The organism is Niallia sp. Man26, from assembly GCF_022049065.2.
Taxonomy (GTDB): domain Bacteria; phylum Bacillota; class Bacilli; order Bacillales; family Cytobacillaceae; genus Niallia.
The window spans coordinates 2,827,502-2,840,516 of sequence record NZ_CP095743.1; the positions used below are offsets into that span (position 1 = coordinate 2,827,502).

9 protein-coding genes are annotated in these 13,015 nt (G+C 40.6%); all 9 read right to left on the reverse strand.

All coding sequences use genetic code 11. From position 1 onward, the window contains the following. Positions 1-169 precede the first annotated feature (169 nt). Positions 170-757 carry a ribosome biogenesis GTP-binding protein YihA/YsxC gene (gene yihA, locus L8T27_RS14340; protein ID WP_233318331.1) on the reverse strand — a complete coding sequence of 196 codons (588 nt, stop codon included), beginning with the start codon at positions 755-757 and terminating at the stop codon, positions 170-172. Further along, positions 754-3,081, reverse strand: a complete 2,328-nt coding sequence (gene lon / locus L8T27_RS14345; protein ID WP_233318329.1) for an endopeptidase La — start codon at positions 3,079-3,081, stop codon at positions 754-756. The genes yihA and lon overlap by 4 nt, the downstream gene beginning before the upstream one ends. Positions 3,082-3,494: 413 nt before the next feature. Next, positions 3,495-5,168, reverse strand: a complete 1,674-nt coding sequence (lonB, locus tag L8T27_RS14350; RefSeq protein ID WP_233318327.1) for an ATP-dependent protease LonB — start codon at positions 5,166-5,168, stop codon at positions 3,495-3,497. A gap of 175 nt (positions 5,169-5,343) precedes the next feature. Then, entirely contained in the window at positions 5,344-6,609 is a 1,266-nt protein-coding gene (clpX, locus tag L8T27_RS14355) for an ATP-dependent protease ATP-binding subunit ClpX (RefSeq protein ID WP_233318325.1), read from the reverse strand. A 365-nt stretch (positions 6,610-6,974) separates the two neighbouring features. Further along, positions 6,975-8,261, reverse strand: a complete 1,287-nt coding sequence (gene tig, locus L8T27_RS14360; protein WP_233318323.1) for a trigger factor — start codon at positions 8,259-8,261, stop codon at positions 6,975-6,977. Between the two features lie 228 nt (positions 8,262-8,489). Then, positions 8,490-9,515, reverse strand: coding sequence for a tetratricopeptide repeat protein (locus L8T27_RS14365; RefSeq protein WP_237941772.1), 1,026 nt, complete (start codon positions 9,513-9,515; stop codon positions 8,490-8,492). 180 nt (positions 9,516-9,695) lie between these two features. Next, positions 9,696-10,298, reverse strand: coding sequence for a 3-isopropylmalate dehydratase small subunit (leuD, locus tag L8T27_RS14370; RefSeq protein WP_233318319.1), 603 nt, complete (start codon positions 10,296-10,298; stop codon positions 9,696-9,698). Positions 10,299-10,318: 20 nt separating this feature from the next. Beyond that, a complete protein-coding gene (gene leuC, locus L8T27_RS14375) occupies positions 10,319-11,725 on the reverse strand; it encodes a 3-isopropylmalate dehydratase large subunit (protein ID WP_233318317.1) in 1,407 nt (468 codons plus the stop codon). Between the two features lie 85 nt (positions 11,726-11,810). Beyond that, complete coding sequence (gene leuB, locus L8T27_RS14380; RefSeq protein ID WP_237941773.1) at positions 11,811-12,911, reverse strand: 3-isopropylmalate dehydrogenase; 1,101 nt, start codon at positions 12,909-12,911, stop codon at positions 11,811-11,813. Between the last annotated feature and the right edge of the window lie 104 nt (positions 12,912-13,015).

The window sequence follows — 13,015 nt, forward strand, 5'->3', positions numbered from 1 at the left end:
CGCCTAAAGCAAATATGGATATTGGTTTCTCACTTGTCACAAGTTACTCCTCCTACTAAGCCATGATTTGCTAATAGCTTTTCCTGTTTCCGCCCTTTTTATTATCCTTCTGGTGATTTTCCCTTAAATAAAAAAGCCAAATCGTTGTCCGATTTGGCTTTTTTGCATTTTAGTTTTTGGAAAGGTACTGCAGCAATGACCAGACTTTATCTTTCCCTTCTCCTGTTTCACTTGAGAAGAGGATAAGATGATCGTCTTTGCTAAGATCTAAAGTTTCCCGTGTGACTTTTAAATGCTTTTGCCATTGGGATTTAGAAATTTTGTCTGCTTTTGTTGCAATGATTACTGCCGGTATACCATAATGTTTGAGAAACTCATACATCGTGACATCATCTGCAGTTGGGGCATGTCTAATGTCTGTAATCAAGACAACTGCTTTAAGCTGCTCTCTTGTCGTAAAATATGTTTCGAGCATCTTGCCCCATGCTTCCCGCTCCTTCTTGGATACTTTTGCGTATCCGTAGCCAGGAACGTCTACAAAGTGAAGCATTTCGTTAATTAAGTAAAAATTTAATGTCTGCGTTTTCCCTGGCTTGGAGGAAATACGAGCAAGCGCCTTTCTGCCAAGCATTTTATTAATAAAGGAAGACTTTCCTACATTTGATCTGCCAGCTAACGCGAATTCAGGTAAATCTGTTTCCGGGTATTGATGTGGCTTTACTGCACTAATTACTATTTCTGCACTATTTACTTTCAAGAATTTACACTTCCGTTCAGAGCATGTTTTAACACTTCGTCCACATGAGAAACAAGAATAAAATTCAGTTCCTCTCGGACACTTTCTGGTATATCATCTAAGTCTTTCTCATTATCCTTCGGAGCAATGATGGTCGTCAAGCCTGCACGATGGGCGCTGAGTGACTTTTCCTTCAAACCGCCAATTGGCAGAACTCTGCCGCGCAACGTTACTTCCCCTGTCATGCCTACTTCTCTTTTAATCGGTCTACCAGACAGTGCGGAAACAAGAGCTGTCACCATCGTAATACCTGCGGACGGTCCATCTTTTGGCACCGCTCCTTCTGGGACGTGGATATGAATGTCATACTTCTCATGGAATTTCGAGTCAATGCCCAGCTCTTCCGCTTTAGAGCGAATATAGCTGAATGCTGCCTGTGCTGATTCCTTCATAACATCACCCAGTTTCCCTGTAAGGACAAGCTTACCTTTACCAGGAGCTAATGATACTTCTATTTGCAGCGTATCTCCGCCGACTGTCGTGTATGCAAGTCCTGTCGCAACACCAACTTGATCCTCAAGTTCTGCCTGACCATATCTAAAGATAGGCTTACCTAGAAATTCTACCACATTTTTGCTTGTTAAAATTACTTTTTTCTTTTCTTCTGATACAATCATTCTCGCTGTTTTGCGGCAAATCGTCGCGATTTGACGCTCCAAGCTTCTTACGCCTGCTTCTCGGGTATAATGGCGGACAATATTTTGAATGGCATCTTCCCTGATTTGCAGCTGTCCTTTTGTAAGTCCATGGTCTTTAATCTGTTTAAGCAGCAAATGATCTTTGGCAATATGGATTTTTTCCAGCTCTGTGTATCCGGAAATATTTATTATTTCCATACGGTCACGAAGCGGTCCTGGGATAGTTGCCAAATTATTAGCTGTTGCAATGAACATTACATTGGAAAGATCATAAGTTTCTTCAATATAATGATCGCTGAAGTTATGGTTTTGTTCTGGGTCTAGCACTTCCAGCATCGCAGAAGAAGGGTCTCCTCTAAAGTCGTTCGACATTTTATCGATTTCATCCAATAGGAATACTGGATTAATGGTTCCTGCCTTTTTCATCCCTTGAATGATGCGGCCAGGCATCGCCCCGACATATGTCCTTCTATGACCTCTAATCTCAGACTCGTCTCTGACTCCTCCGAGGGAGATGCGTACAAAGTTTCGGTTAAGAGATTTAGCAATGGAGCGTGCTAAGCTCGTTTTTCCGACTCCCGGAGGTCCTGCCAAGCAAAGGATTGGTCCTTTAAGGGAATTGGTTAAGCTTTGAACGGCCAAATATTCCAAAACCCGTTCCTTCACCTTTTCAAGACCGTAGTGATCTTGATCAAGGATTTTTTCAGCTTTTATTATATTTAAATCATCTTCTGTCGCATTGCTCCACGGTAATGCTAAGAGCCAGTCAATATAATTTCGGATAACAGAGCTTTCTGCTGATGTAGACGGAATCTTTTCATAACGGTCTAATTCTTTCAGCGCTGCAGCCTTAACATGCTCAGGCATTCCGGCCTGCTCTATCTTTTCGCTTAGTGTGCTGACTTCTCCGCTTTTTCCATCTTTATCGCCAAGCTCTTTTTGGATCGCTTTCATTTGCTCACGCAAATAGTATTCCTTTTGCGTTCTTTCCATGGATTTCTTCACACGCTGTCCTATTTTCTTTTCTAAGTTAAGGACTTCTTTTTCATTATGAATGATATCAATCACATGATTCATGCGCTCTTTATTATCTAATGTTTCCAGAATCTGCTGTTTTTCCTTCAATTTAATCGGCAAGTGGGAGGCGATAATATCAGCCATTCTTCCCGGTTCCTCCATGTCAGAAACAGTTGCATACGTTTCACTGGAAATCTTTTTGGAGATTTTTATGTATTGCTCAAAGTACTGAAGCATTGTCCGCATTAATGCCTCGTCCTCTACATCCTTAGAAGTGTTCTCTTCCATCACTTTAAGAGATGCGGCATAATAGCCGTCCTCTTCCGACAACTCCACTAATTCAGCACGCTTCAGACCTTCCACTAAGACACGAATTGTACCGTTAGGAAGCTTCAGCATTTGCTTGACCTTAGTCAGTGTTCCAACCTTGTATAAATCCTCCTCAGCAGGATCATCAATATCAATATCCTTTTGCATTGTTAGAAAAATCAGGTGGTCTTCCACCATTGCTTTTTCAAGTGCCTGCACCGACTTTTCTCTACCAACATCCAAGTGTAATACCATTGTTGGATAAACAAGTAATCCTCGAAGCGGCAGGAGGGGTACTAATGTATTCTTTTTTTCCTCCATGACGTTGCACCTCCAGCATCGCATTTCATACTTTGTACAATTCTATCCTATTTAGGAAAAAGTGTCTATTAACTAGGGTTATTATAGGAAAAAAGGAAATAGAACTCACTTGCCCTCATTATTTTTACTTAAGAATTGTAAGCATGCTTGCCGATGTTCTTGTATTCGTATTGAAATATTGCATGATTGTATAAGTTGTAAGTTACCACTCTTACTTATGTCATAATGTTATTATTTTAACAAATGGGCTGTATTATGTCTCTTTTCTGTAAAAGAATTAGCAAACCTTCTGTCGCTTACATTATAAAGCATCTTTGCCTGCTGTTAAATTAATTGGCATTTACTCATATAAAAAAAGCTCTGCACTTTTATTTGTTAGAATCAACAATTTTTAGTGCAGGGCTATTTATCAGTTATACACTTTCCTTTTTAGATATATTAATCGAAGCAGGTATTGCTTCCTCGTTATCTGGAGCTTCTTTCAGCAAAGCAAGCTCCAGCACTTGATTAAACGATGCAACCGGGATAATCGTAATACCCGAAATCTCCTTGAGAACAGATTGCATATTCTCTTCAGGGATAATGACAGTGCTGACACCGGCTTTCTGTGCTGCTTTCACTTTTGCAAACACACCGCCGACAGGCTTCACATTTCCATGGATGCTTATTTCGCCCGTCATTGCTACCTTTCTGTCAATCGGTTGTTTATAGATGGCTGAATAAATGCCTGCAGCCATTGAAATCCCTGCCGATGGACCATCTATTGGGACACCACCTGGAAAGTTGACGTGGATGTCATATTGGTCTGCTGGAACACCCATTGACCTTAGTACGGTTATGACATTTTCAATCGATCCTTTAGCCATGCTTTTCCGTCTTATTGATTTGCCTTGGCCGCCAATGCTTTCTTCTTCTACAATTCCCGTAATATTGATAGAGCCTTTATCCTTTTCTGCAGGTATAGCAGTCACTTCTATTTCAAGGAGTGCCCCCATATTTGGACCATGTACTGCCAGGCCGTTGACTATACCGACGTGGGATACATCGTTTATCTTACGCTCCATTCTTGGAGAAAGCTGGCTAGAATGGATAACCCATTCTAATTCATCGTCTTTAATGTATGTACGATCACCGCTTATCGCAAGGCCTGCTGATATTTGAATAATATTGACTGCTTCGCGCCCATTGCGTGCATATTCAGCCAATGTTTCTAAGCTTTTCTCGCTAATATCCAATCGCACTTTATCAGCGGCTTTTTTGCCGATTTTTACGACCTCGTCTGCTGTTAATTCACGGAAAAATACTTCCATACATCTGGAACGAATAGCAGGAGGAATTTCATTCGGTGTTCTTGTTGTCGCTCCAATCAGTCTAAAGTCTGCTGGAAGACCATTTTGGAAAATATCATGTATATGTGTTGGGATTTGGGTGTTTTCTTCATTGTAATACGCACTTTCAAGAAACACCTTTCTATCCTCCAGGACTTTGAGGAGCTTGTTCATTTGCGTTGGATGAAGTTCACCTATCTCATCAATAAATAGTACTCCTCCATGGGCATTCGTTACTGCACCTTGCTTAGGTTGAGGAATCCCAGCTTGTCCCATCGCTCCAGCCCCTTGGTATATTGGGTCATGAACTGATCCAATCAGCGGATCGGCAATACCTCTTTCATCAAATCTGGCAGTAGTTGCATCAAGCTCTACAAAAACAGAACTCTTTTTAAAAGGAGATTTTGAATTTCTTTTCGATTCTTCGAGCACAAGCCTCGCTGCAGCTGTCTTCCCGACTCCAGGCGGTCCATATATGATGACATGCTGCGGATTAGGACCACAAAGAGCAGCCTTCAATGCCTTGATGCCATCCTCTTGACCAACAATGTCTTCAAAGCTTGTCGGTCTAACCTTTTCCGATAACGGAGCTGTCAATGAGATAGAACGCATTTTTCTCAGTTGATCCATTTCCTTTTTTGATTCCCGATCAATTGATACTTTTTGTGTTCTTTGACTTTTTAAAAGGTTCCAAAAATACAGACCGATTATGATGCCAAAGAATAGTTGTACAAATAAAGCAATCTCTGTCCAACTCATATTATTACCTCCTGAATTATATCTTGCTGATAGGAAGTAGTATCTCCTTCCCAGAGTTGGAATAAACAAATTTTAATGGAAAAAATCACAGAATTGGTTAGATTATCTTAAAACAAACAAATAAAGGGCTGGCATCCACGGAGGATTCCAGCCCTTAAGTTACAGCTAACTGTTGTTATGCAGATGTTTTCGTTTCTTTATCAACAACTGTTCCGTCTTCTAATACAAGTTTCGGAGCAGCGTTATCCGCTACTGTTTCTTTTGTGATAATGCATTTGACGATATCTTCACGTGAAGGAAGGTCAAACATCACATCAAGCATAATGCCTTCAATGATGGAACGAAGTCCGCGGGCACCTGTTTTTCTTTCAATTGCTTTTTTCGCAATTTCCCTTAGGGCATCCTCTTCGAAGTCCAATTCAACATTATCTAGTTCAAGCATCTTTTTGTACTGTTTCACTAAAGCGTTTTTCGGCTTTGTCAGTATTTCTACAAGCGCCTCTTCATCAAGCTGTCCTAAGCTTGAGATAACAGGAAGACGCCCGATGAATTCCGGAATAAGACCAAAACGAAGCAAGTCTTCTGGAAGTACTTTTGAAAGCAAGTCTTTGTCTTCCACTTCTTCCACTTTCGTTTCTCCGCCAAACCCAATTACCTTTTGACCAAGACGTCTTTTAATGATAGGCTCGATGCCATCAAATGCACCGCCGCAGATGAAAAGGATGTTTGTTGTATCAATTTGGATAAACTCCTGATGCGGATGTTTTCTCCCACCTTGAGGCGGAACACTTGCAACAGTTCCTTCAAGGATTTTCAACAATGCCTGCTGCACACCTTCACCAGAAACATCTCTTGTAATAGACGGGTTTTCTGATTTGCGGGCCACTTTATCAATCTCATCGATATAGATGATTCCTTTTTCTGCTTTTTCCACATCATAATCAGCAGACTGGATTAGCTTTAAAAGAATGTTCTCGACATCTTCCCCAACATAACCAGCTTCTGTTAATGATGTTGCGTCAGCAATTGCGAATGGAACATTCAGAATTCTTGCCAGTGTTTGCGCCAAAAGCGTTTTACCGCTTCCTGTTGGCCCGATCATAGCAATATTACTCTTAGACAGTTCAACATCATCAATTTTGCTGTTGGAATTGATACGTTTATAGTGGTTATATACGGCTACAGATAAGGATTTCTTTGCTTGCTCCTGTCCAATAACATACTCATCAAGTATATCGCGGATTTCTGCAGGCTTCGGAACATCCTTGAACTCCACTTCTTCTTCTGTTCCAAGCTCCTCTTCCACTATCTCTGTACATAATTCAATACATTCATCACATATGTACACACCTGGTCCTGCAACAAGCTTGCGGACTTGGTCCTGTGTCTTTCCACAGAAGGAGCATTTTAATTGACCTTTTTCATCATTAAATTTAAACATGTGTTCACCCCTTAAAACTCTTATATATATGTTTTACCGCACGGATTATAAAGTTAATCATCTATTTATCTTTTTTACAACAGTTATGTATTGCATTGTACCACATTAGCGATTGTACAGGAAATGATACAGCTTGGATAAATCTATCCATGTAATCCATTGCGGTAAAACGTATGTACTTCTTTTAAGCATAACCAGAATTGCCTGCTTTAAGTCTGGAAATATGCCACTCTTTTTATATGTATAAATTCCTGTACAAGAAAAGTGAGGGAATTAAAGTCTTGTGACTTTATTATATGTTGGTTATTACTAATATAAAACTAAGGCACGATACTTCGCGCCTTAGTTATTTTTATCTACTTCTATTATGCAACAGTTTTGCTGTTTTCTACAAGGAAATCGATTGCTTTTCTGATTTTTAGATCCATTTGCAGATTCTCAACGCCGCCTAGTGCTTGTTTAATAGCATCTGTGCTCATGTTGTACATTTCTGCCATTTTATCTAGTTCAGCTGTAACTTCTTCTTCAGAAACGGAAATGTTTTCTGCATTTACGATAGCTTCTAGAGTCAAGTTAACGCGAACACGTTGTCCTGCATCTTCTTTCATTTGTTCTTTAAGTGCAGCTTCGTCTTGACCTGAGAATTGGAAGTAAAGGTCAAGGTTCATTCCTTGCATTTGCAAACGTTGTTCGAATTCGTTCATCATGCGGTCGATTTCTGTATCAACCATTGCAGATGGGATATCGATTGTAGCATTTGCAGCAGCTTTTTCCACTACAGTGTCACGAACTGCATGTTCAGCTTGATGCTTTCTGTCAGCTTCAAGGCGAGTTTTGATTTTTTCTTTAAGCTCTGCTAATGTTTCTGCTTCAGCATCTACATCTTTAGCGAACTCATCATCTAATTCTGGAAGCTCTTTTCCTTTAATTTCATGAAGAGTTACTTTGAAAGTAGCAGGTTTTCCAGCTAGCTCAGCAGCATGATACTCTTCTGGGAATGATACTTCTACTTCTTTCTTTTCTCCAGCTGCAAGACCAACTAATTGCTCTTCGAAGCCTGGGATGAATTGGCCTGAACCAAGTTCTAATGAGAAGTTTTCAGCAGTGCCGCCTTCGAAAGCAACTCCGTCTTGGAAACCTTCAAAATCGATAACAACTGTATCGCCTAATTCAGCTTTCCCATCTTCTTTAACAACTAATTCAGCTTGTTTTTCTTGCAATGCTTTGATTTCAGCATCTACATCTTCATCTGTAACATTCGTGTCAACAGCTTCTACTTCTAGGCCTTTGTAATCACCTAAAGTAACTTCTGGTTTAACAGTTACAGTTGCTTTGAAGATAAGTGTTTTTCCTTTTTCGATTTGCTCTACATCGATTTCTGGACGATCAACTGGCTCAATGCCTGTTTCATCGATTGCGTTAGCATAAGCTTCAGGCAATAGAATATCGATTGCATCTTGGTATAATGATTCAATACCGAAACGTTGTTCGAACATTCCACGAGGAATTTTCCCTTTACGGAATCCAGGAATATTAACTGTTTTTACTACTTTTTTGAATGCAAGGTCTAAACCTTCGTTTAGCTTTTCAGCATCCAATTCAATTGTTAGAACACCACGGTTCCCTTCTAATGCTTCCCATTTTGCTGACATAACTATATTTCCCTCCAACAATCTATTCTACTTTTCAATACTTCTAACAGTTGTTTAGATAGTACTTTTATTTTAATAGAGAATTTTGATACGAACATCTCCGAATAACTCGGCAGATGTCAGCTCTATATAACTAAAAGCAGGTATCTACTAATGTTATACACGCTCGCATTTTAAGAATGCAACCATTACATTATATCATACGTTCATGTTGTTTCAACATCCAAGCTACATATTAGGATAAGAAATTTCCTCTAATCTATTAATTAGCGCTTTTGCATCTTCCACTTCATCAAAAGAAACATGATAAAGAGTAGGTAAATCCTCTCCCATTTCAGCACCCATTCCATAGTACTCTTGAACGATAGAATGGTAGGCAGCTGCCCATACAGCACTCGTTTTCCCTTCAAGTGTGAACGGAAAAAGCAGGAAGAAGTGACGTTCAAGCAATGCGTTAATATTCTCGAGCATTACTGGATTCTCATGCTCAAGTTGGTCTTTTAGAACACTCTTGATGTCAACAGCTTGCTTATGGAAACGGATATCGTCCAAACTTTCAGGGACAACAGTCATCTCTCTGCCCAATTTCCTTATACATATCGGTTTGTCATACTCCTGCTCTTTCAGGATATTTAAAAGCATAGACTGGAAAAATGGGTTTGCTTCAAGATTTTCCAAGTATTCATTTATTTCATCTATGTATGGCCGTATATTTGCCTTCTCTAATTTGGCTGCAAGCAGCATCATCTCATTCTGATCATGAATGGCAGACAGTTCAAGCTTGTCTGTGCCTATGTCCTCAAATACATACTCCTCTTCAGCTGTGTCGCTTAATGCTGCCATCCTTCTGCTGAAATCGAGAAGTTTGGAGAAATGCTCCATTTTTCCGGCTGGGATATGTCCGTCCTCAAGCAGTATTTCAATAGTCGACACAATCTCATCATATTCATGGAGCTGAACAAGAATCATCATATATAGATCCAATACTTGCAGGTAATCGCCCTGCCCTTCCTCTAGCATGCTTTTCGCCATTAGTTTGGATTCCCGCAGCATGCCCAGCTCATAATAGCTTAAAACAAGCCCTGTTTTTATCTCACTGTTATCAGGATTGATTTCCATTGCCTTCTCTAAGAAGGAAACAGCCTCCTGGAAATCTCTGTCTTGAACAGCTTCCAAACCTTTTTCTAAATAACGTTGGTCCAAATCAGGGAAAAGGATGATATTGCCTTTTTTGGTCAAATCCCGTTTCTTCATGTCATAACACCCTAATTATTCTATTTTTTGCTAGTTTAGCATGGTTGCCGTTTTTATTGCAACATTGCCTAAAGATTCCAAAAAAGAAAAAGGAGCTTCCTGCGGTGTAAATACCTTGATTCTGCATGCAGCTCCATCTCTGCAATATCAAGCATCCACCGTTCGAAAACTCTTTTTCTGTTATTTCGCTAATTCAAATGTATTAATGTTGTTTTCATATGCTGTAATACTATCCTCATACTGCAAAGTAATTTGGATTTCATCCCAGCCATTAATCAGCATTTTCTTCCAGTATGGATGAATGGAAAATTTAGCGGTAAAGCCGCTTTCATCCTCTACCTGTTCTGCTTCTAAATTTATATGAAGGGTATATGGCTGATGCGCTGCCGCCTTTAACAAGTATTCTACTTCACCTGCTTCGAGCACTATAGGCAGCATGCCGTTCTTCAAGCAATTCTGATAAAAAATATCGGCAAATGACGGTGCAATTACAGCTTGGAAGCCGTAGTCATTCAACGCCCATGGAGCATGCTCCCTAGAAGATCCGCAGCCGAAGTTCTTGTTTGCAACCAAAATAGTCGCCCCTTGATTTTCAGGGAAATTCAACTCAAATTCAGGATTCGGTTCACCATTTTCCTTATAACGCCAGTCAAAGAAAGCAAAGCGTCCAAATCCAGTTTTTTCAATTCTTTTTAAGAATTGTTTAGGGATGATTTGATCTGTGTCCACATTTACACGATCCATCGCCACGGCCTTTCCGGCCAATTTCTTAAAACCGCCCATGGGACGTCCCTCCTTTTTCCTTATACAAGTTCTGCTACATTGCCTTTTCTTATATCGACAAAACGTCCATTCAACGCTGCTGCCGCTGCCATTGCCGGACTGACCAGATGTGTTCTTGCTCCTGCTCCTTGTCGTCCTTCAAAATTACGGTTAGAGGTAGATGCGCAATGCTCTCCACTTGGGACAACATCATTATTCATACTTAAGCACATACTGCAGCCTGCATCTCGCCATTCGAAGCCTGCTTCTGTAAAGATTTTATCCAGACCCTCTTCTTCTGCTTTCTTCTTTACTTGCTGTGAACCTGGTACGACTAATGCACGGACACCTGGATGCACCTTTTGACCGCTAATTACACTTGCTGCCTGACGTAGGTCTTCAATTCTAGAATTTGTGCAGGAGCCGATGAAAACATGCTGGATTGCAATATCTTTAATGTTTTGTCCTTCTTTAAGTCCCATATAGTGAAGGGCACTCTTTAAAGCACGGCGGTCTGTTTCATCTGCAAAATCATTCTCTGTCGGGATTCTGTCATCAACTTTCGCTGTCATAGACGGGTTTGTTCCCCAGCTTACCATTGGTGCGATATCACTGCCGTCTATTTCAATGACATGATCATAAACAGCATCTTCATCTGACACAATTTCCTCCCACGCTTTTACTGCCTCTTCAAAGTTTTCAGGAGCATATTTTCTGCCTCGCAAATAGCTGAATGTTGTTTCGTCCGGACAAACCAACCCAGCTCTTGCTCCGCCTTCAATGGACATATTGCAAATAGTCATTCTTTCTTCCATGCTTAAATTTCTGATAACCTCACCAGTGTATTCAATAACATGACCTGTTCCAAAGTTCACTCCATGCTTGGAAAGAACATACAAAATGACATCCTTAGCGTTAACACCTTCAGCCAATTTACCGTTCACTTCTACTTTTAGAGTTTTCGGCTTTGTTTGCCATAAAGTTTGTGTCGCCAATACATGCTCTACCTCACTTGTGCCAATTCCGAATGCTAATGCACCGAATGCACCATGTGTTGATGTATGGCTGTCACCGCAAACAATCGTTTTTCCTGGCTGTGTAAGTCCTAACTCTGGACCAATGACATGGACAATACCTTGTTCGGGACTCTCCAAGTTTGCCAAGGGAACATTAAATTCAAGGCAGTTCTTTTCCAATGTTGTCATTTGATTCAATGCTACTTCATCATCCACTTTAAAGCGATTGATTGTTGGAACATTATGGTCCATTGTAGCAAAGGTGCGATCTGGTCTGCGGACTTTGCGGTTTTTCATCCTAAGCCCTGAAAATGCCTGTGGTGATGTCACTTCATGCACTAAATGAAGATCGATGTACAGCAGATCCGGTTTTCCCTCTTCCCGATGAACAATATGCTTTTCCCAGATTTTTTCAATAATGGACTTGCCCATTATGGTCCTCCCCTTTCTTTCGACTTTTTTCTTCTATATAATATTATCCTTTGTATCTCTCCAATTTTCTTACCATTCTCTCTATTTATCTTACTTCAACTGTTTGTAGGGTTTTGATAATTTCCGCTTTTACTTGCTCCACCATTTGTGAAGTAGTAAGCAATGTAGTATCTGCAGATAGAATATCCTTCGTCCGGTAGCCTTGTGTCAGCACTTGGTCTACTGCATCTTCGATAGCCTGCGCTTCCTGCTCCATATGAAAAGACAGACGGAGCATCATTGCTGCAGACAAGATGGTTGCCAAGGGATTAGCAATATTCTGTCCAGCGATATCCGGAGCCGAACCGTGAATTGGTTCATAAAGGGATGGACCAGCTTGTGAAATACTCGCAGATGCAAGCATTCCCAATGATCCTGTCAACACACTTGCCTCATCACTTAATATATCTCCAAACATATTTTCCGTGACTACTACATCGAACTGTCTTGGATTGCTGATAAGCTGCATCGCTGCATTATCTACGAGCATATGCTCAAGCTTAATTTCAGGATATTTCGCTGCCATCTCATTCGCACACTCTCTCCAAAGTCTGCTTGACTCTAGCACGTTTGCCTTATCAACAGAGGTAACCTTTTTAGATCTAGTTTTCGCTATTTCAAATGCCTTTTCTAAAACGCGGTCAATTTCTTCTTTTGTATAAAGGAGTGTATCAACAGCTCCTGGTTCTCCGTTAATTGATCTTCTTTCACTAGGAGTACCAAAATAAATACCGCCAGTCAGTTCTCTAACCATAATTAAGTCAACATTTTCAATGACATCCTGGCGCAGCGGAGAAGCAGCTGCTAAACTCTCAAAATATTTAGTTGGTCTTAAATTAGCAAAAAGGTTCAGCGCTTTCCTGATGCGAAGCAGACCTTGTTCTGGTCTTTGGGAAACAGGGAGATTATCCCACTTCGGACCACCAACTGCTCCAAGCATAATGGCATCACTAGATTTGCAGAGGGAAATCGTTGCGTCTGACAACGGAGTTCCTTCTTGTTCAAAGGCACAGCCGCCAATATTAGCATATTCATACTCAAATGAGTGACCAAATTTTTCTTCTATTACTTGCAAGACGTCAATTGCACCTTGGATGATCTCTGGTCCGATACCATCTCCCGGCAATACAGCAATTTTCTTCTTCATTTATTGCGACCTCCTAGCCCATGGATGAACAGCCAGTGTTTGTTTTTTTGTAGAGAACGGTCCAGGGAATGAACCCTGCACCGTCTTTGTTTATGCTCAACTTA

Bases quoted from the DNA above. Each gene is read 5' to 3' on its own strand.
- lon (WP_233318329.1), bottom strand. From the start codon at position 3,081: ATGGAGGAAAAAAAGAATACATTAGTACCCCTCCTGCCGCTTCGAGGA.
- lonB (WP_233318327.1), bottom strand. From the start codon at position 5,168: ATGAGTTGGACAGAGATTGCTTTATTTGTACAACTATTCTTTGGCATC.
- clpX (WP_233318325.1), bottom strand. From the start codon at position 6,609: ATGTTTAAATTTAATGATGAAAAAGGTCAATTAAAATGCTCCTTCTGT.
- tig (WP_233318323.1), bottom strand. From the start codon at position 8,261: ATGTCAGCAAAATGGGAAGCATTAGAAGGGAACCGTGGTGTTCTAACA.
- L8T27_RS14365 (WP_237941772.1), bottom strand. From the start codon at position 9,515: ATGAAGAAACGGGATTTGACCAAAAAAGGCAATATCATCCTTTTCCCT.
- leuD (WP_233318319.1), bottom strand. From the start codon at position 10,298: ATGGGCGGTTTTAAGAAATTGGCCGGAAAGGCCGTGGCGATGGATCGT.
- leuC (WP_233318317.1), bottom strand. From the start codon at position 11,725: ATGGGCAAGTCCATTATTGAAAAAATCTGGGAAAAGCATATTGTTCAT.
- leuB (WP_237941773.1), bottom strand. From the start codon at position 12,911: ATGAAGAAGAAAATTGCTGTATTGCCGGGAGATGGTATCGGACCAGAG.